This is a genomic window from Serratia sp. N21D137, assembly GCF_047530005.1.
GTDB classification, from domain to species: domain Bacteria; phylum Pseudomonadota; class Gammaproteobacteria; order Enterobacterales; family Enterobacteriaceae; genus Chania; species Chania fonticola_B.
Window position 1 is genome coordinate 152,117 of record NZ_JBLJAJ010000003.1, and the last position, 18,876, is coordinate 170,992.

Consider the following 18,876-nt stretch of genomic DNA (forward strand, 5'->3'; position numbering starts at 1 on the left):
AAATCAAACAGTTCGGGTTCCGAACCTGAAGCTCTACGAGGAAGATCTATGGATCAAGCCGGTATCATTCGTGATCTGCTTAGCTGGCTGGAAAGCCATTTGGACCAACCTTTGTCACTGGATAACGTGGCGGCAAAAGCGGGTTACTCTAAATGGCATCTGCAACGGATGTTTAAGGATATCACTGGGAACGCCATCGGCGCCTATATTCGGGCAAGAAGGTTGTCCAAAGCCGCCGTCGCATTACGCCTCACCAGTCGGCCTATTCTGGATATTGCTTTGCAGTATCGTTTCGACTCACAGCAGACCTTCACTCGCGCATTCAAAAAACAGTTTGCGCAAACCCCGGCGCTGTATCGCCGTTCAGAAGACTGGAACGCCTTCGGCATGTGCCCGCCAATACGTCTGGGCGCCTTTACGCTGCCACATCCAGAGTTTGTCACGCTACCCGAGCTGGACCTGATCGGCCTGACGCAGAGCTACTCCTGTACGTTGGAGCAAATATCCAGCTTCCGCTCCGAGCTGCGTACCCAATTCTGGCAACAGTACCTGGGGCAGATAGACACCCTGCCACCGGTGCTTTACGGCCTGCACCACTCGCGGCCAAGCCAGGAAAAAGACGACGAGCAGGAAGTGCTATATACCACTGCCCTGGAGGCGCAACATGTGCCGACCAAGGTGCAGGAAGGCCAGCCGATCACGCTGCAGGGCGGAGAATATGCCATGTTCAGCTATCAGGGGCCAGCCTCCGGCCTGCAGGACTTTATCCTGATACTGTACGGCACTTGCCTGCCAGCATTGGAACTGACCCGCCGCAAAGGGCACGATATTGAGCGCTTCTATCCGCAAGGTGACCGGCGTCCGCCTCAGCCACCCAGCGAGATCCGTTGCGACTATCTGATCCCGATCCGCCGTTAGCGCTGTAGCTCATCCAACGCGGGCATGTCCAGATGCGAGATATCGCCCGCGCTTTCCACAATCCAGCCTGGAGCCAACCAAGGGCTTTGCTGATAGTCGACGCGTGACAACGAGCAGTTGCGCAAACGCAGACGGCGCTCGGCATAGGCCGGTAGCCCTAAAACTGTCCCGATCAGGCACCCCAGCGCGATGCCGTGGCTGACAATCAACGGCTTGCTGCCCTGCGGCAGTTTCAGGCACTCGGTCAGCGCCGCATGCATCCGCGTGGCCAACTCCGTCATAGATTCACCTTGAGGGATACGGCCGTCAGCAGTACCATCGACCATCTGTTTACGCCACAGCTCTTCCTGCGGTGTCAGGCTGTCGATCAAACGTTCTTCCAGAACGCCCATATGCAGCTCACGCAGCCGGGCATCTACCATAACGTCGCAACCGCAAGCGTCCGCAATGATTTGCGCGGTCTGACGGGTGCGACCCAGATCGCTGGAAATCACGTGCGTCACGCCCTCGCGGCTAACGCGTTTGCCAACCAGATGAGCCTGGTGAACGCCAGTGGCGGTTAATGGGCTGTCGGATTGGCCCTGAATGCGGCGTGCTGCGTTCCATTCCGTTTCGCCGTGGCGAACGAGGTATACCTGTAACATTATGCTTTTCCGTTATACTGCGTGAAACTTGAGTTTATCTGTGGCTCGTGCCTTGCACTACGCATAACTTGCCGCCATCAAAAATCATGGCAAGACACAGCCCCACTTTAAGGAAGCTAAAGCCGTTATGTATCATGTTATCGCTGCAACTACCAACCCGGCAAAGATCAGGGCTATTCAACTGGCATTTGAAGATACCTTTGGCGCAGACCAATGCCGCATAGAATCGGTTGACGTCGCCAGCGGCGTTTCACTGCAACCCATTGGCAATACCGAAACCCGTACCGGCGCACGCCAGCGTGTGATGGAAGCGCGGCAGGTGCGGCCAGAAGCCGACTTTTGGGTCGGAGTAGAAGCTGGGATCGAAGAAAATATGACGTTCGCCTGGATGACGGTAGAAAATCCGACGACCCGTGGCGAATCGCGTTCTGCCAGCCTGATGCTGCCAGAATCAATTTTACAGGGTATTCGAGCCGGTCGCGAGTTAGGCGATGAAATGACCTTGATCACCGGCAATAGCGAAGTCAAACGTCAGGGGGGAGCGATCGGTATCTTTACCGATGGTCGGCTGAGCCGCACCAGCGTTTACCACCAGGCGTTGCTGCTGGCACTGGTGCCGTTCCACAATCCGATTTACCGCAGCCACAGCAGTAATAATACGCCGCAGCAATAATACGCCGCAGCAATAAGCCACCGGGGTGATTGCTTCACCCCAGTAATTGCTGTTCCAGCCACTGTTTCAGCTCTGGCGTCGCCATCTTCAGGCTGTTTGATCCTCTGGTGATGGTTGCGATACCTGCCCCGAGCTCATTCTTCAGCTCGCGCTGGCTCATTTCGCCACGCATCAGTTCCTGAATAATACGCACCCGTGTCCCCAGCGCAGTACGCTCATCCGGCGTCAGTAGCAGTTGCATCAACTGTTGGTGCAAATCCTGATCGAACGAACTCTGCAGCAGTGCGACAAAGCGCAGCCAATCTTCATTGCCTTGTTCTGAAAGAGCGGGATCGTTTAGCGATAATTGCGTCATGCCAGCCACCATACTATTTAACTAGTACAGCAGCATAGCATACCGCGAGTAAGCGTCAAAATACCGGTAACAACGCTACAGCTTGAAAGACGACGGGGATATCAATAGCGTCTTTGCCACTCGGCATCCGTCAGCACCTTCGCTGGCCGATGCATGAAGTGACGATAAAACGCGTCATAGGCCAGCACGTTCTTCACGTAAGAACGGGTTTCCGAGAACGGAATGCTTTCCACAAACGCCACGGCATCTACCCGGCCATCGCTATTGCCTAACCAGGTATTCACCCGTGATGGGCCAGCGTTATAAGCCGCAGACGCAAGAATACGGTTACGACCAAATTGCTGGTACACCGACTCCAGATAGCTGGTGCCAATGGTGATATTGGTTTGCGGATCAAACAGCTGGCTCGGGCTGCTGTAGCCCGGGATACCGAACAGATCCACCGTATGTTTCGCGGTGCGCGGCATAACCTGCATCAAACCTGCGGCCCCGACCGGCGACTGCGCTTTCGGGTTCCAGGCGCTCTCCTGGCGGGCTATCGCCATGGCATAGCTCGGCGTAATGCCTTTATCTTCGGTAGCACGGCGGAATTCCTGTGGCCAGGCCATCGGGAAACGTTCTTCAAGATGATCCCACAGTTTGCCAACGATCGTTGCCTGTACGCTCAGATCGGCCCATTTCTGCTCAAAGGCATAGCGGGCCAGCGCTTCCTGCTCCGGGCGGCTGCGGCTGGCGACGAATGAGCTCCACTCGCTGCGCGCCAGGTTATCCATATTCCAGTACATTAGTTCACGCACCCGGGCAATCTCCGGGCCACTCACCAGATCGGTACGCGGTTTTGCCGCCACGGCGACCATCACCGGATAAGGCACCTGCAGTTTTTGCGCCGCCACCATCGGGTAGAAGCCGCGTTCGTTCATCAGGCTACGCAGTATCGCTTCCCCTTCGCTGCGTTTACCTTCATCGATCATGACACTGGCACGCCAGTAGCGCCATTCATCCTTGTTACGCGATTCTTCAGGCAGGCGTGCCAGCCAGGTTTTCAGCCCCTGACGATCGCCCACGCCCAGCGCCATACGCACGCGGCGCTCCAGCAAGGCTGGCTGTTGGCTGCGCAGGATCACCTGATCGCGCCATTGGGTCTGCTCAAAGGTGGCATCATTGCCCATCAACCGCCAGGCCACCTCTTCCTCCATTGCCAACTTCTCGCTTTCGCTCATTTTCTGTAGGCGGACCAGCGTTGGGATCATAGCTCGAGCATTTTCTACGTCCTGACGGGCAAGACGGGCGAATACGATGGTGGTAGCCGAACGGGTAAAATCTGTTGGGCCGACGCTACGGGCGAAGGCTTCCAGCGTGGCGGGATCGTTTTGCAACCGTACCAGCGCATCCCCCATGGTTTGATAATCGCTTGGGAGTTGGCGGTACAGGTAGTTCACCAGGCCGCTGTTGCCCTCTTTCAGCGCCAGCTTCATCCGTGCCAGCGTATTCAACGGCGTTTGCTTACCGGCAGCCTGCCAGACGCTGAACAGCTTATCGCAGGAGCCTGGCAAGGTTTTACCGCTCATCCAGATATCATCGGCACCAGCCCAAGCTGCCTGCTGATCGCCGGTGGCCCACTTGGCGTAATAGAAATTACAGCGCGCCGCAACAGGTTTAGGCTCTTGCGGGCTGAAGGCCAGCAGGGTAGTCCAATCTTGACGGCTCGCCAGCTCGTTCACAAAACGGGCAGAGAGCGATTTTGCGGGTGGCAACGTAGGATGCAACCGCAAAAACTGCTGGACCTGAGCCGCACTGGCGGTGCTGAGATCCTGCGTCAACTGGCGATATTCCAGATAAGGATACAGGGGGTAATCCTGCAGCGTTGGCATCAACTGCGCCACCACGTCCATCTGTTTACTGTCCCAGGCCTGCTTGATTTGCAGATAACGCTGGCGTTCGCCGTCCAGGGAGTCTGCCAATGTTGCACCAGAAAATGCCGTCAGGCACAGGCCTACAGCCCACAACCGCCATTTGTCCACCTTGACCATACTTACTCTTTCCTCGCTGGGTTAGCTTGCCAGAACCGATCCACCCCGCTGCCGCGCCGCGTCAGCAGCCAACGGGCCAGTAGATCCTGCTCTGCGAATATCTCACGCCCCACCGTGGGAAGCCACGCCGGGAACAAAACCGTGCCGCCACCATGGGCTGGCATCAGGTATTAATCATAGACAGCAAAAACGCGTATCCATTCATTACTTTATAACAAGTTTATCAACCCAGATGAAAACCACCCTGCCTGGCGCAATCGCCAGGCAGAACAACAAGACGACGTTTTGAAAAATCATGGGATTATGGGCAATTTTTTCATCACACAATAACCCCGGTGTTCTATAGTTTTCTATGCAGACACGAGTTTTCCTATACAAAAAATGACGTTAAAGAGACATTAATAGAGAAACATTTTCTCACTGATTAAAACAATTCCTATTACTTTGTTTTTATTATCTCAGATCAAAAACTCAAGTTTGCGATTATTTACTATCACGCGGCAGATAATTGGCCACCCACTAACTGAAAATGACTACCTTTAACGTCTGTGTGACAGAAAACAATGGAATATCAACCCGGCAAAAGGGCTGCCGACACAGATGGGGACTTAGATTCGAACGACTTTAAGGAGAGGCACTCCATGCCAAAACATTCCCCCACTGAATACCAAGCGCCACCCAAGCCGGAAAAAGCCTGGTATCAATACGATATTGAACAAACGCTTCAGCATTTAAACGTTCAGCAACAAGGCCTAAGCGAACAGGAAGCCGCCGAACGGCTGAAGAAGTTTGGCCCCAACGCCCTGCCGGAGCAGGCAGGCAAAAGCGCCTTTATGCGCTTTATTGCCCACTTTAACGATGTGCTGATTTATATTCTGCTGGCCGCCGCCTTCCTCAAAGGCATTATGGGGCATTGGATCGATACGGTGGTTATTCTTTGCGTTGCCGTGATCAATGCCCTTATCGGATTTGTGCAGGAAAACAGCGCAGAGAAATCGCTGAAAGGCATTAAGAATATGCTTTCCAGCCAGGCTATTGTGGTACGAGACGGAATTAACCACACCGTGAATGCGGAAGATTTGGTCCCGGGGGATATCGTATTATTGCGCCCTGGCGATAAAATTCCCGCCGACCTGCGGTTACTGGAATCTCACAACCTTCAGGTTGAAGAGGCCATCTTGACCGGCGAATCTACCGTGGTCTCGAAGCAAACCGACGCTATCCCTGATGAAGTAATGATTGGCGATCGCACCAACCTGTTGTTCTCCGGTACCACTATCAGCGCCGGGAATGCCAAGGGCGTGGTTATCGCAACTGGCGGCTATACCGAACTCGGCCACATCAGCGAGATGATCTCGACCGTTAAGACCCAGCGCACCCCGTTACTGCAACAGATGGATCGCCTGGGCAAAAACATCTTCATCCTGATCCTGGTGATGATGGTGTTGCTGTTCGTGTTTGCCTTCACGATGCGTGATATGCCGCTCGGTGAGCTGCTGGTGGCGCTGATCAGCCTGGCGGTGGCCTCGGTACCCGAAGGTCTGCCTGCCATCATTTCAATTATCTTGTCCCTGGGTGTGCAGTCGATGGCACGTAACCGCGCGATTATCCGCAAACTGCCTACGGTAGAAACCTTGGGCTCGATGACGGTGATCTGCTCGGACAAGACCGGCACGCTGACCATGAACGAAATGACGGCAAAAAACGTCATCATGGCTGACCATGCCTACCGCGTGGAAGGGGAAAGCTATGAACCGGTTGGCGGCATTTTCTTTGCCGACAGTAACAAACCGGCGCAAGTTCAAGATATCCCACCGTTAGCGCAGTTCATTACCGCGATCACCCTGTGTAACGACAGCCAGGTCAAGCAGGATGACAGCGGCCGTTGGCTGGTCACCGGCAGCCCGACGGAAGGCGCATTGAAAGTGCTGGCGATGAAAGCTGGATTAGCGATTGGTGAAGCACGCCAACTGGCTAAAATCCCGTTCGACTCCAGTTACAAATACATGGCGGTACGTAGCCAGGTCGCAGGCAAAAATCAGGTGTTCCTTACCGGTGCGCCAGACGTGTTGTTCTCACTGTGCGAGTTCGAACTGACCGATTCCGGCATCCAGCCCTTCCGCCTCGGCTACTGGGAAGCGGAGATGTCGCGCTTCGCCGAGCAAGGTTTACGCATGGTGGCCGCCGCCAGTAAAACGACGCCAGACGGCGAAGTGGAACTGGATCACGGCGATATCCGCCAGCAGATGGTGTTTATCGGTATCGCTGGTGTGATGGATCCACCACGTCCTGAAGCGGTCGCAGCCATCGCCGAATGTCAGCAAGCGGGGATCCGCGTGAAGATGATCACCGGCGATCACCAGAAAACGGCCATGGCCATCGGTGCCATGCTGGGAATTGGCAACAGCCAGGACTCTATCACCGGCTCCGAGCTGGAACATATGGATGACCAGGCGTTGGCTGAAGCCGCCGTGCACTACGATATCTTTGCCCGTACCAGCCCGGAACATAAGCTACGTCTGGTAAAAGCGCTGCAGGATAAAGGCGGCGTGGTAGGGATGACCGGCGACGGCGTCAACGATGCACCAGCGTTGAAACAGGCCGACGTGGGTATCGCCATGGGGATCAAAGGCACCGAGGTCACTAAAGAAGCCGCCGATATGGTGCTGACCGACGATAACTTCGCCACCATCGCCAGCGCGGTAAAAGAAGGCCGCCGTGTTTACGACAACCTGAAGAAAACCATCCTGTTCGTGCTGCCGACCAACCTGGCACAGGGCCTGCTGATCATCATCGCCATTCTGGCTGGTGCCATGCTGCCGCTGACGCCCATCCAGATCCTGTGGATGAACATGGCCACCTCCACTACCCTATCCTTTGGCCTGGCCTATGAGCCCGCCGAAAAAGGGCTGATGCACCGTAAACCAAGGATGCCGGGCAGCAACGTGTTGGATCTGCACGCTATCTGGCGCATCGGCTTCGTCGGCGTGCTGATCGCCATCAGCGCCTTCGCATTGGAAGCCTGGATGGCGCCACGCGGCTACAGCAGCGAGCTGATCCGCACCGTGCTGCTGCAAACCCTGGTCACCGCGCAGTGGGTTTACATGTTCAACTGCCGTACCGCAGACCGCTTCCCGCTCAACCGCCAATTGTTCCTCAATAAGGGCCTGTGGTTGGTCAGTGGCGTGTTGTTACTGCTACAGATGGCCATCATTTATCTGCCGTTTATGAACGCGCTGTTTGGCACCGCGCCGCTGCCGCTGTTCTATTGGGGCGTGACGCTGATGATAGCCATTGCACTATTCCTGATAGTGGAAGTAGAAAAATGGGTGATTAACCGCATCAAAGCGAGCCGAAAAACGTTATTATAAGCACCTTAGGACTCGCAATTTTCACTAAAACGCCCGGCAAATCCTGCCGGGCGTTTTATAACGTTAAAAATACCTAGGAAAAATCTCATAAAAACGAGCATAAAGCGCACAACAAACTGCTCTTATAATACAATTCGCCCTCAAGACGGTCAGGTTATGCTTTTTTGGTAGTGCGATTGATGGTACGCGGCAAAGTTTTACCCTTTTCGACTAGGCTCAATTATTTAGTATCAGACTGCCGTGCCATCAAGCCGGCCGTAGGCAGGAATGGCAAATGAAGATGTCGATAAAGGCCAGGAAGTTGGCTGTCAGGACACTGGGTTTATGTAGCAACCCGGTCCGATCGCGTCGCATGTTACCGATCCTGCTGCTGGCTCTGTTGACGTTTCCCAGCTTGGCCGGGGCTGATACACAAGATCCCTACCAAAAACGCATTCATACCGTCACCACCGTGGTGGTGGGGATTATCAGCTATGCTCGCTGGCCCGCCAAACCTGATCCGATCCGCTTGTGCGTGACTGCGCCTGTCCAGTATGCCGAAGGTCTGTTCGACCCAGTGTTGCTGACAGCACCGCAGCCAATCAAAACCTTGCGGATCGAGATAGATAATCCGCAGTTGGCAACTAGCTGCGATGTAGTGTATTTGGGCGACGTTAATGACGCCCAGAAACAAGATTTCTTCCACCGGATTTCGGGTCACTCGATCCTCAGCATCAGCGAAAAGGATATGGAATGTGCTGTTGGCAGTGCCTTTTGTTTGCAAATCAGCAACGATCAGGCGGGTTTTAAAGTGAATCTGGACTCACTGGCGCGCAGTGGCGTGCGTGTGCACCCTAACGTGCTGCAGTTGGCGCGTAAAAAGGGGCCGCCGCAATGAAACTGTTAGGTCACAAAGGTTCGGCTACCTCTCGCCCTACGCTGGGCCAAGTGCTGCAACGGATGAACCTGAGTCTGGCGTTGATCGCCGTCGGTGCCGCAGGGATCTTCCTGACGTTGCTTGCGCTGTTTGCCCTTCGAGCCTATGCCAACCATAACCTGCATCTGATTGCCCGCTCGATCAGTTATACCGCTGAAGCCGCCGTGGTGTTTGAAGACCGCCCCGCCGCTCGCGAAGCGTTGATGCTGATCGCTTCCAACGAAGAAGTGTCAGAGGCTAAAATCCTGAATATGCAGGGTGTCGCTTTGGCCAGTTGGAGCCACCCAGCGGATAGCCCATTGCATGGGTTGGAACAGATGGTGGCCCGCTGGATCTTGCCGGAAGCGGTGGTTTTGCCCATTGCCCGTGAAGGCAAACAGATAGGCCTGGTCTGGCTGACCGGCAATGGCAGCAGTCTGCTGAAATTCTTGCTGCGCGGCATGGTAGGCATGATTGCCTGCCTGATGCTCAGTACATTGTGCGCCCTGATACTTTCCCGCAGAATGCTCAGAGGGATCGTGACCTCCTTGGACGATATCACCAATGTTGCCCATACGGTACGCCGCGATCGGACTTTCGAACTGCGGGTGCCTTCAGCACCGATTGCCGAACTGCACGAACTGAGCTGTGATTTTAACGGCCTGCTGGATGAAATCGAAGCCTGGCAACAGCACCTGCAACAAGAAAATGACGCATTAACCCACCAAGCCACCCACGACAGCCTGACCGGGTTGCCAAACCGGGCCTTCTTTGAAGCTCAGTTGGGCCGCGCGCTGTCAGAGCTCGAACCCGATGAAAAGCTGGCGGTACTGTTTATCGACGGCAATCGTTTCAAGGAGGTGAACGATAACCATGGCCATGCTGCCGGTGATACCGTCTTGATCACCATCGCAGAACGCCTGCGCAGCAGGTTGCGCAAGCACGATCTGGTCGCCCGGATGGGGGGCGATGAATTCGCCATCCTGCTGGCACCGCTCAAAGACACCAACGATGTGCTGCCGATTGCCGACATCATCATCGAGTGTATGCAACAACCCATTGTGTTGCCCAACAAGGAAAGAGTGATCGCCGCACTGAGTATCGGCATCGCATTTTACCCTGAACATGCCTCTACCACTCAGGAACTGCTGCACGAAGCGGATGACGCAATGTACCGGGCAAAACACCTGTCCCATGGAGGCTGGCGGTTAGCGATGCGCAAATAGCGTCAGCACCGGGTCTCAAACAACCAAAAAGAGAAAAATCAATGTTACAGCAAAATTTTAAACGGTCTTTTTCCCTACTGGCATTAGTGTTTATCACCTTGCTCACGCTGGCAGGCTGCCAGAGCAAGCCACAAGGGCTGACGGCAGAACAGATCGCTTTACTGCAGGCACAGGGGTTCAAACTGACCGAAAACGGTTGGGAGTTTGGTTTTTCCGACAAGGTGCTGTTCGGTAACAACGTCGGTAAATTGAGCCCGCAAAGTACCGAGATTGTCGAGAAGATGGGCAAGGCGCTGAAGAGCGTAGACATCGTGCAATTCCGCCTGGACGGCCACACCGATAACTACGGTGAAGACAGCTACAACGACCAGCTTTCACTGCGCCGCGCCAACGCCGTGGCCGATGTCCTGGCTGGTGTCGGCATCCCGCGTGCCAATATAGAAACTCGCGGCATGGGTAAACGCCAACCGGTAGCCAGTAACGCCACCTCCAGCGGGCGTGCTGAAAACCGTCGCGTGGCGATCGTCGTCACCCCTTAAGAAACAGCAAAGTTCACCTAATGGTGAGCATTAGCGGTTATACTTGGCGATCGTCATAGGGGATCTGGGAACCGGTGCTGAAACGGGCTACACTCAGGCCGCCAGACATCCTATAAAAACTGATAGAGAGGCTCGGAGCAACGTGGCTCAATACGTCTATACCATGCACCGCGTCGGCAAAGTGGTTCCGCCGAAGCGTCATATTCTGAAAAACATTTCCCTGAGTTTCTTCCCTGGGGCCAAAATTGGCGTACTGGGCCTGAACGGTTCCGGTAAGTCTACCCTGCTGCGCATCATGGCCGGCATCGATACCGATATCGAAGGGGAAGCTCGCCCGCAGCCGGGCATCAAGATCGGCTACCTGCCGCAGGAACCGCAGCTCAATATGGAGCACAGCGTTCGCGAATCGGTTGAAGAAGCGATGGCAGAAGTGGTCGGAGCCCTCAAGCGCCTTGATGAAGTGTACGCACTGTACGCTGAAGAAGGGGCCGACTTCGACAAGCTGGCCGCTGAACAAGGCCGCCTGGAAGAGATCATTCAGGCTCACGATGGTCACAACCTCAACACCCAGCTGGAGCGCGCCGCCGATGCACTGCGCCTGCCGGAGTGGGACGCAAAAATCGCCAACCTTTCCGGTGGTGAGCGCCGCCGCGTAGCGCTGTGCCGCCTGCTGCTGGAAAAGCCAGACATGCTGCTGCTGGACGAACCGACCAACCACCTGGATGCCGAATCCGTGGCCTGGCTGGAACGCTTCCTGCACGACTTCGAAGGCACCGTGGTGGCGATCACCCACGACCGTTACTTCCTCGATAACGTGGCTGGCTGGATCCTGGAGCTGGACCGTGGCGAAGGTATTCCGTGGGAAGGTAACTACTCTTCCTGGCTGGAGCAGAAAGACGCTCGTCTGGCGCAAGAAGCCTCAACCGAAGCCGCTCGCCGCAAGTCGATCGAGAAAGAGCTGGAGTGGGTACGTCAGGGGGCCAAAGGCCGCCAGTCTAAGGGCAAAGCCCGTCTGGCACGCTTTGAAGAGCTTAACAGCACCGAATACCAGAAACGTAACGAGACCAACGAACTGTTTATCCCACCTGGCACACGCCTGGGCGATAAAGTGGTTGAAGTTAACAATCTGCGTAAATCCTACGGCGACCGCCTGCTGATCGAAGATCTCACCTTCGCGGTACCTAAGGGTGCCATCGTCGGCATCATCGGCCCGAACGGCGCGGGTAAATCCACGCTATTCCGCATGATGTCCGGCCAAGAACAGCCTGACTCCGGCAGCATCGTGCTGGGTGATACAGTCAAGCTGGCTTCGGTCGATCAGTTCCGCGACAGCATGGATAACTCCAAAACCGTATGGGAAGAAGTTTCCGGCGGCCAGGACATCATGCGCGTGGGCAACACCGAAATGCCAAGCCGTGCCTACGTTGGCCGCTTTAACTTCAAGGGCGTCGATCAGGGCAAACGCGTGGGCGAACTGTCCGGTGGTGAGCGTGGCCGTCTGCATCTGGCCAAGCTGCTGCAGGTTGGCGGCAACGTACTGCTGCTCGACGAACCAACCAACGACCTGGATATCGAAACCCTGCGCGCGTTAGAAAACGCCCTGCTGGAGTTCCCGGGCTGTGCGATGGTGATCTCGCACGACCGTTGGTTCCTCGACCGTATTGCCACCCACATTCTGGACTATCAGGATGAAGGCAAGGTGGAGTTCTTCGAAGGTAACTTTACCGAATACGAAGAGTACAAAAAGCGTACTCTGGGTGCCGATGCGCTGGAACCTCGCCGTATCAAGTACAAGAAAGTCACCAAGTAACATCCGGTTGGCTATCTATACTCTCAAGCCCGCATTTTGCGGGCTTTTTCTTATCCCTAATCCAGTGCCTGCGCATAATCCACAAAGACCGGATGCTGGATCACCACATCAATAAAACAGGCCAGCGCCGGAGAATTGAGTTTGCGGCTCGGGTAAACCAGATACAGTTCATTGCCTTCGGCCTGCCACTGCGGCAACACTTCCACCAATTGCTTTTGTGCGACCACTTCGCGGCTGAGAAACGCCGGCAACAGCGTAATACCCGCCCCCAAAATGGCACATTCGCGCGCGTATAACAGATTATCGGTGGTATGCCGCAGGGGCAACTGCCAACGGTAATACTCTTCCCCCCGGCGTAATATCCAGGCAGGCCAGGCACGGTGAGCGATGCAAAGATGCTGCTGCAACTGCTGCGGATGCAGCAATGGCGGGTGTTGGGCCAGATAGTCCGGTGCAGCCAACAAATAACGGGGAGCATGCCCCAGACGGCGGCCAATCAACGAGGAATCCTGCGGCCTGCCGGTACGCAATGCCGCATCAAAGCCCTCCTGCACCATATCCACCATGGCATCCGACACTGACACTTCCAACGAGACATCCGGATATTGGCGCTGAAAATCTGCCGCCAGACGCGGAAGCAACGTCGCCCCCAGCCCGGCAGGCGTGGAGATGCGTAGACGGCCACTGGGGTTATCGCGTAAGCGCTGCAAGGCCAGATCGGCCCGTTCGGCAGCAGAGAGCATCTCCTGGCAATGTTCAAGATAGCGCTCACCGGCAAAGGTCAAATTTAACTGCCGGGTGGTGCGGTTGAGCAAGCGCAGACCGAGCTTTTGTTCCAACTGGCTGACACGCTGGCTGACGCTGGATTTAGGCAGCCCGGCCCGTTTGGCTGCCGCAGTAAAACTGCCGCACTCCGCCACCAGCGCAAACAACGCCATATCCTGCAACTGCTTGAACATAATTGTTCACCTCAGACGAACACTTAGTTAGTTATTGTCCATCTTATCACTCTACTCCTCAGGGTCTACACTGGGACTATTCATGCGAAGGAGCACAATTATGTTAATCAAAGCCATTGCCGTCGATCCGAAAAATCCAGCCGGTTTTATCGAGATCGCTCCAGAAAAACCCGCACCGGGTCAATACGATCTGCTGGTGGAAGTGAAAGCCGTTTCCGTTAACCCGGTCGATACCAAGGTTCATGCAGGCCTGCAAAAGAAGGGTTTGCAGCAGCCACGTATTCTAGGCTGGGATGCCAGCGGCGTGGTGCTCGAAGTGGGCAGCAGCGTTAGCGGGTTCAAACCCGGCGATGAGGTGTGGTATGCCGGGGATATTACCCGTCCGGGCAGCAACAGCACCCATCAGCTGATTGACTCACGTATCGTGGCACATAAACCGGCCAGCCTGGACTGGGCGCAAGCCGCCGCGATGCCGCTGACCGCGCTTACCGCGTGGGAAGCCCTGTTTGAACACCTGAATATTCAGCATGCGGCTGCCGGTAAAACGCTGCTGATCATCGGCGGAGCCGGTGGCGTCGGCTCGCTGGCGATCCCCTTGGCGGCACAGCGTAGCAAGGTGAAAGTCATCGCTACGGCCTCTCGCCCGGAATCGGCCGCCTGGTGCCGCGAACGGGGTGCTGAACTGGTGGTGGATTACCGCGACCTGAAAGGCAACCTGGCTAAAGAAGGGATTGAGAGCGTGGATTATATCCTGTGCTTGAACGATACCGACGGCCACTGGCAAGCCATCAGCGATCTGGTCGCCCCGCTCGGCCATATCTGCACCATCGTCGAGAACAGCCAACCGCTGGATCAAAATGCGCTGAAACTGAAAAGCGCAGCGCTGCATTGGGAATTCATGTTTACCCGCAGCATGTTCACCACGCCGGATATTGCCCAGCAAGGGGAGATCCTCAAACAGGTGGCGCAATTGCTCGATGAGGGTAAATTGACCACCACGCTGAGCGAAACGCTACAGGGGCTGACGGTGGATACGTTGACCGCCGCGCATGCCAAGCTGTTGGGTGGGCATATGCAGGGCAAGCTGGTGATAACTTACTAAGTTAGTGGAAAGGTCGATTTATCAGGTATTAATAAATTGCTATATACATGATATTTAAGCGATGGCCCCCTCACCCCAACCCTCTCCCACAGGGCTGAGGAATCCCCACTAATTTTTTCTTAGTGGTTTCAGAGAACTAGAGCGAGTGTTTTACGATCAATCTGTTCCATTTTGGTCGTAAATTGGCAGTGAGAGAATGACGAACCACTTCTTCTCGTCTGCTTGAGGCTATTTTTTAGTCCGCTTTTGGCTAAAAAACAGCCTATTTCTCATCTCGATTTTTCTGGGGATTCCTCAGCCCACAGGGAGAGGGAGCTGATAGCCTCTGCTCGTTTGCAAGTGAAGAGAACATCTTGGCAAACTCGATCGCCTCCCCATCAAAGGTGAGTCACGACAATTTCAAACACACTCGATCGGTTCCCTCTCCCTGTGGGAGAGGGTTAGGGTGAGGGGCACTACATCGCCACTACATCGACATTTACCAGCCTAAAACGTCCCTAAAACTTCACCAAGCGGCTGGCATCCGCCGCCAGCAGTTGCTGCACCAGCTCGACACAGCGCAAGAAACGCTCCTCGTAATCGCTCGACTCTACGTGAGCATATTCGATGTTATTGGCGTGCAGCATCTCTTCCAACAAATATTGAAACGCCTTGCGATCGACCGGGCTACCCAGGCTGCGCAAGCCGTCGGCCACCCAAGGGGTATTGTTCTCCAGCAGGATCACCAGATCGAAACGGTATTCGTCGATCAACGCCTGAACGAACGGGTGCTCCCGCCCTTCATACTTTTTACAGAACGCCTGCGTGGTGACAAAGTCGGTGTCGATAAACGCCACTTTATTGGCGTATTTCACCGCAAAATCCACGTACTGGGCCTGCCCAAGCGCGATCTTGTCATAGTCGGAATACTGCAACGCCATCTCGTCACCCCCGAGGTGGGAGAAGACGTAGTCACGGCCATATTCCCAGGCGCTGGTGGTGTTGAAGATGTTCGCCAGTTTGTTGACCAGCGTTGACTTACCGCTGGATTCGCCGCCCAGGATCGCCACCGTGCGCACAAAGAACGGCTTCACTTCGGTCGGGATATAGTCCCAATAGCGGAATGGATCCTGTCGGATCTGGCTACCGCTGATGTTCATAAAGGACCGTTCCGGATCCACCAGGATGGTTTCAATCCCAAGATGTTCGCGGTAACGAGGGGCATCCAGCTCTTCGCTGGAATAGATAAAGCTCGGGACGATGCCCTTTTGCTCCATAAAGCTCTTCACGCCGTTGCTCCACACGTCCCAGCCGTGCGGGTAAGGTTCGATGCCCTTTTCGTCGAAAGAGTGAATATGGATATTTTTCTGGTATTTAAAGGTCTGCAACAGCCAGCGCAGACGATCGCTGACCGTCGGCTGCTGTGACATGGAGCTGTTCTCGAACAGCAACAGATCGCGCGGTTCATCGTGGCACAGGATCACATGCAGCTCGTCAACCTGGCTACAGGCGCGCTGGATCAGATAGATATGGCCAGTATGCAGCGGGTAAAATTTACCAAACACCACGCCGACTTTCTTCTCCCTACGTGGGAATTCCAGCCCCAGGAAACGGTGCAGGGCTTCCAGCTTCTGCGCACTAGGGCTTTTGATTTTGTCATTCAACAGCTGGCTGAGGTAGCCTTTGGTCATGCTACTGGCATCAGCTACCTGCTGTAAGGTACATCCCTGTTGCTTAATCGCTGCCTTGAGGTAATCGAACTGCCGCATAAACCCTCCCGTTTATTATGCTAAACAAAATAGCATATTCCGCGCAGCGGGCGGCAATTAATAAAACTGTTCCAGCACGTCCAGCGCATCCGCCAGCTTCTTGACGCCGAATACCTGCATATTGGCCGGTGGTTTCTTCGGCACGTTGGCATGTGGCACGATCGCCCGCTTGAAACCGTGTTTGGCCGCTTCAGAAATACGTTCCTGGCCGCTAGGCACCGGGCGGATTTCCCCTGCCAGCCCCACTTCGCCAAACACCACCAGATCGTTAGGCAATGGGCGGTCGCGCAGGCTGGAGACCAACGCCAACAGCAATGCCAGATCGGCACTGGTTTCGCTAACCTTGACGCCGCCCACCACGTTGACAAAAACGTCTTGGTCGGACATCTGCAAGCCACCGTGACGATGCAGCACGGCCAACAGGATCGCCAAACGATTCTGTTCCAGGCCCACGGCAACGCGGCGCGGGTTAGACATCATCGAGTGATCGACCAGCGCCTGGATCTCAACCAATAGCGGTCGGGTGCCTTCCCAGACCACCATCACCGAACTGCCGGAAGTCACTTCATCACCCCGGCTAAGGAAGATCGCGGAAGGGTTACTCACCTCACGCAGCCCCTGCTCGGTCATGGCGAACACGCCCAGCTCATTAACCGCACCAAAACGGTTTTTATGGCTGCGCAGCGTACGGAAACGGGAATCGGCATCGCCATCCAACAACACCGAACAGTCGATACAGTGTTCGAGGACTTTCGGCCCGGCCAGCGAGCCATCTTTGGTGACGTGACCAACCATCACGATCGCCACGCCGCGAGTTTTAGCAAAGCGGGTGAGATAGGCCGCCGTTTCGCGCACCTGCGCCACGCTGCCTGGCGATGACTGGATATCCGCCATATGCATGACCTGGATCGAGTCGATCACCATCAGCCGTGGTTGCTCCTGCTCGGCGATCAGGCAGATCTGCTCGATACTGGTTTCCGACAGCATGTTAAGGCCGCCGGTGGGCAACCCAAGACGATGGGCACGCATCGCGACCTGTTGCAGCGACTCTTCACCGGTGACGTACAGGGTTTTCATCTGCTCGGCGAGTTTGCACAGCACCTGCAACAGCAGCGTACTTTTCCCCGCGCCGGGGTTACCGCCGATCAGGATCGCACTGCCCGGCACCACGCCGCCGCCCAGTACGCGGTCAAATTCCAGAAAGCCGGTAGAGAAACGCGGCAGCTCTTGCAGACTGATGTCCGAAAGCTTCTGCACCTTGCTGATACCGGCATCGCCCGCATAGCCGCTTAAACGCTCGCTACGAGCAGCGGAAGAGGAGACTGAAGCCAGGCGCACTTCTGTAATGGTGTTCCAGGCCTGACAGGCACTGCATTGCCCCTGCCAGCGCGGATAATCAGCGCCGCATTCATTACAGACAAATGCCCGCTTTACTGCTTTTGCCACAGCTTACCTCACATCGTGTTTCAAACTGCCGCAGAGCACACAGAGCACTCCCAGCAGATCGGCATGGCGGATCGAGACCTGCGCCTTCTCATAGACCTTAGGCTTCGCGTGATAGGCAATACCCAGCCCGGCCACCTGCATCATTTTCAAATCGTTGGCACCGTCGCCTATCGCTACGGTTTGCTGCGGTGGGATCCCCAGCTTCTCTGCCAGCGCCACCAAAGTATCGGCCTTGAACTGCGCATCCACGATCGGCCCCAGCACCTCGCCGGTCAGCTTACCGTCGCGGATCTCCAGTTCATTGGCGGCTACGGCCACCAGCTTGAGCTTGTCACGCAGGTACTCGGCATAATAGGTAAAGCCGCCGGAGGCAATGGCGACGTGCCAATCCAGCGCCTGCAGCTTGCGCACCAGGCTGGTCAACCCAGGCATCAACGGCAATTCGTCACGCACCTGCTTGAGGATATTGGCATCAGCCCCTTTCAACGTACCCACGCGTTGGCGCAGGCTAGCGGTGAAATCGAGTTCGCCACGCATCGCGCGTTCGGTCACTTCACTGACCTGCTCGCCCACCCCGGCCAACTTGGCGATTTCGTCGATGCACTCAATCTGGATCGCCGTTGAGTCCATATCCATCACCAACAGGCCCGGCTTGCGCAGGTTAGGGATTTTGCCCAGTGGGGCAACGTCTAGTCCGCTTTCGTTCGCCAACAGTTTGGCGCGCGCAGTTAGCGTGCCCGCCAGGCGAACCACCTGATAATCTTCCACCGCCCAGGCCGTCACGATCACCATCGCGGCACCCAGCTTGCGCTGGAACTGAGTAATACGCTCTTTATCCAGTTCTCTGCCATATAGTAGCCAACCGGTGTGGCCCGCCCGATAGTCCAGCGGCATGACTTCGTCACCGCTCAACGAAAGAGGCAACCCCGGCCATTGAGAGATCTCAGCGGGGAGATCGCAATAGGTCAGACTATTTGGCATCCTTAACTCCTGAATAACACTGCATGATAAAACGACGCATCAAGCTATCCTATCGCCATTGCTTCTGGCAACATATTACCCTATGAATCTCTAGTTGGCCGCTCTAGCGCATCGCTGCGCTCGCGGTATTGGTACATCCCGGTACCGCACAGCCAGGTGGTCAATCGTGACTCCCGGAT

General features: G+C 55.6%; 15 protein-coding genes. 8 read left to right on the forward strand and 7 right to left on the reverse strand.

Annotation, left to right across the window (positions count from 1 at the left end):
* The first annotated feature begins 48 nt into the window (after positions 1-48).
* Positions 49-918: an MDR efflux pump AcrAB transcriptional activator RobA gene (robA, locus tag ACMV5H_RS03925; RefSeq protein ID WP_021179240.1), complete on the forward strand. Its 870-nt coding sequence runs from the start codon at positions 49-51 to the stop codon at positions 916-918.
* On the opposite strand, the gene gpmB is transcribed toward robA, so the two are convergent.
* Complete coding sequence (gene gpmB, locus ACMV5H_RS03930; RefSeq protein WP_021179239.1) at positions 915-1,562, reverse strand: 2,3-diphosphoglycerate-dependent phosphoglycerate mutase GpmB; 648 nt, start codon at positions 1,560-1,562, stop codon at positions 915-917. The genes robA and gpmB overlap by 4 nt on opposite strands.
* 127 nt (positions 1,563-1,689) lie before the next feature.
* Here gpmB and yjjX point away from each other — a divergent pair, with 127 nt between their 5' ends.
* On the forward strand, positions 1,690-2,235 hold the full coding sequence (yjjX, locus tag ACMV5H_RS03935; protein WP_021179238.1) for an inosine/xanthosine triphosphatase: 546 nt from the start codon (positions 1,690-1,692) through the stop codon (positions 2,233-2,235).
* A 34-nt stretch (positions 2,236-2,269) separates the two neighbouring features.
* Here the strand turns inward: yjjX and trpR are convergent, their stop codons facing one another.
* Positions 2,270-2,590, reverse strand: a complete 321-nt coding sequence (trpR, locus tag ACMV5H_RS03940) for a trp operon repressor (protein ID WP_021179237.1) — start codon at positions 2,588-2,590, stop codon at positions 2,270-2,272.
* A gap of 101 nt (positions 2,591-2,691) precedes the next feature.
* On the reverse strand, positions 2,692-4,611 hold the full coding sequence (gene sltY / locus ACMV5H_RS03945; RefSeq protein ID WP_094982241.1) for a murein transglycosylase: 1,920 nt from the start codon (positions 4,609-4,611) through the stop codon (positions 2,692-2,694).
* Positions 4,612-5,261: 650 nt separating this feature from the next.
* Between sltY and ACMV5H_RS03950 the strand changes: the two genes are divergently transcribed.
* The 5 genes from ACMV5H_RS03950 (at position 5,262) to ettA (ending at position 12,461) form a co-directional block, all read left to right on the forward strand.
* Positions 5,262-7,991 carry a cation-transporting P-type ATPase gene (locus ACMV5H_RS03950; protein WP_179252260.1) on the forward strand — a complete coding sequence of 910 codons (2,730 nt, stop codon included), beginning with the start codon at positions 5,262-5,264 and terminating at the stop codon, positions 7,989-7,991.
* A gap of 274 nt (positions 7,992-8,265) precedes the next feature.
* Positions 8,266-8,868, forward strand: coding sequence for a YfiR family protein (locus ACMV5H_RS03955; RefSeq protein WP_059199699.1), 603 nt, complete (start codon positions 8,266-8,268; stop codon positions 8,866-8,868).
* The gene (locus tag ACMV5H_RS03960; protein ID WP_059199698.1) at positions 8,865-10,112 is read left to right on the forward strand and encodes a diguanylate cyclase domain-containing protein; all 1,248 of its coding nucleotides are present in this window, start codon (positions 8,865-8,867) and stop codon (positions 10,110-10,112) included. The genes ACMV5H_RS03955 and ACMV5H_RS03960 overlap by 4 nt, the downstream gene beginning before the upstream one ends.
* 41 nt (positions 10,113-10,153) lie before the next feature.
* Entirely contained in the window at positions 10,154-10,651 is a 498-nt protein-coding gene (locus ACMV5H_RS03965; protein WP_059199697.1) for an OmpA family protein, read from the forward strand.
* A gap of 142 nt (positions 10,652-10,793) precedes the next feature.
* Positions 10,794-12,461: an energy-dependent translational throttle protein EttA gene (ettA, locus tag ACMV5H_RS03970; protein WP_021179229.1), complete on the forward strand. Its 1,668-nt coding sequence runs from the start codon at positions 10,794-10,796 to the stop codon at positions 12,459-12,461.
* 56 nt (positions 12,462-12,517) lie between these two features.
* Here ettA and ACMV5H_RS03975 read toward each other — a convergent pair whose 3' ends face one another.
* Complete coding sequence (locus ACMV5H_RS03975) at positions 12,518-13,420, reverse strand: LysR family transcriptional regulator (RefSeq protein WP_414821482.1); 903 nt, start codon at positions 13,418-13,420, stop codon at positions 12,518-12,520.
* Positions 13,421-13,520: 100 nt separating this feature from the next.
* Between ACMV5H_RS03975 and ACMV5H_RS03980 the strand changes: the two genes are divergently transcribed.
* The gene (locus ACMV5H_RS03980; protein ID WP_115159045.1) at positions 13,521-14,522 is read left to right on the forward strand and encodes a zinc-binding alcohol dehydrogenase family protein; all 1,002 of its coding nucleotides are present in this window, start codon (positions 13,521-13,523) and stop codon (positions 14,520-14,522) included.
* A gap of 497 nt (positions 14,523-15,019) precedes the next feature.
* Here ACMV5H_RS03980 and nadR read toward each other — a convergent pair whose 3' ends face one another.
* The 3 genes from nadR to serB are packed head-to-tail and all read right to left on the reverse strand — an operon-like array spanning position 15,020 to position 18,697.
* On the reverse strand, positions 15,020-16,270 hold the full coding sequence (nadR, locus tag ACMV5H_RS03985) for a multifunctional transcriptional regulator/nicotinamide-nucleotide adenylyltransferase/ribosylnicotinamide kinase NadR (RefSeq protein ID WP_037376678.1): 1,251 nt from the start codon (positions 16,268-16,270) through the stop codon (positions 15,020-15,022).
* 57 nt (positions 16,271-16,327) lie between these two features.
* Positions 16,328-17,716, reverse strand: coding sequence for a DNA repair protein RadA (radA, locus tag ACMV5H_RS03990; protein ID WP_021808023.1), 1,389 nt, complete (start codon positions 17,714-17,716; stop codon positions 16,328-16,330).
* Positions 17,717-17,719: 3 nt separating this feature from the next.
* Positions 17,720-18,697, reverse strand: a complete 978-nt coding sequence (gene serB / locus ACMV5H_RS03995; protein ID WP_021808022.1) for a phosphoserine phosphatase — start codon at positions 18,695-18,697, stop codon at positions 17,720-17,722.
* Between the last annotated feature and the right edge of the window lie 179 nt (positions 18,698-18,876).

Bases quoted from the DNA above. Each gene is read 5' to 3' on its own strand.
- robA (WP_021179240.1), top strand. From the start codon at position 49: ATGGATCAAGCCGGTATCATTCGTGATCTGCTTAGCTGGCTGGAAAGC.
- gpmB (WP_021179239.1), bottom strand. From the start codon at position 1,562: ATGTTACAGGTATACCTCGTTCGCCACGGCGAAACGGAATGGAACGCA.
- yjjX (WP_021179238.1), top strand. From the start codon at position 1,690: ATGTATCATGTTATCGCTGCAACTACCAACCCGGCAAAGATCAGGGCT.
- trpR (WP_021179237.1), bottom strand. From the start codon at position 2,590: ATGACGCAATTATCGCTAAACGATCCCGCTCTTTCAGAACAAGGCAAT.
- ACMV5H_RS03950 (WP_179252260.1), top strand. From the start codon at position 5,262: ATGCCAAAACATTCCCCCACTGAATACCAAGCGCCACCCAAGCCGGAA.
- ACMV5H_RS03955 (WP_059199699.1), top strand. From the start codon at position 8,266: ATGAAGATGTCGATAAAGGCCAGGAAGTTGGCTGTCAGGACACTGGGT.
- ACMV5H_RS03960 (WP_059199698.1), top strand. From the start codon at position 8,865: ATGAAACTGTTAGGTCACAAAGGTTCGGCTACCTCTCGCCCTACGCTG.
- ACMV5H_RS03965 (WP_059199697.1), top strand. From the start codon at position 10,154: ATGTTACAGCAAAATTTTAAACGGTCTTTTTCCCTACTGGCATTAGTG.
- ACMV5H_RS03975 (WP_414821482.1), bottom strand. From the start codon at position 13,420: ATGTTCAAGCAGTTGCAGGATATGGCGTTGTTTGCGCTGGTGGCGGAG.
- ACMV5H_RS03980 (WP_115159045.1), top strand. From the start codon at position 13,521: ATGTTAATCAAAGCCATTGCCGTCGATCCGAAAAATCCAGCCGGTTTT.
- nadR (WP_037376678.1), bottom strand. From the start codon at position 16,270: ATGCGGCAGTTCGATTACCTCAAGGCAGCGATTAAGCAACAGGGATGT.
- serB (WP_021808022.1), bottom strand. From the start codon at position 18,697: ATGCCAAATAGTCTGACCTATTGCGATCTCCCCGCTGAGATCTCTCAA.